Origin of the sequence: Chryseobacterium sp. SIMBA_029, assembly GCF_046535275.1 — a bacterium.
Lineage (GTDB): Bacteria > Bacteroidota > Bacteroidia > Flavobacteriales > Weeksellaceae > Chryseobacterium.
Window position 1 is genome coordinate 1 of sequence record NZ_JAWRXA010000508.1, and the last position, 260, is coordinate 260.

Consider the following 260-nt stretch of genomic DNA (forward strand, 5'->3'; position numbering starts at 1 on the left):
CACGCAGCCGCGCCCGAAAGATCATCGCCGCCTACAACGTTGACGGGCGCACCTCCGTCCAGGTCCGTGGAGCCTTGCTCACCGACTTCTCCTTCACACTGCCCCAGGCCCGCGGAGCACTCGCCCACGCCGCGGCCGGCGGAAACGCACACCTGATCGCCGTCGGCCCCGTCGAGGGAGCCCCCGCCGTCCACGGCACGGAAATGTACGGCATCGTCGGACAAAAACGACCCGGCGCCAGTGACGAGCAAATCGTCCGT

Annotated in this window: 1 protein-coding gene; it reads left to right on the forward strand. The window is 68.5% G+C overall.

Annotation, left to right across the window (positions count from 1 at the left end):
• The coding region (locus SB679_RS25005) for a hypothetical protein (RefSeq protein WP_410705005.1) at positions 1-260 on the forward strand (260 nt) is incomplete at both ends.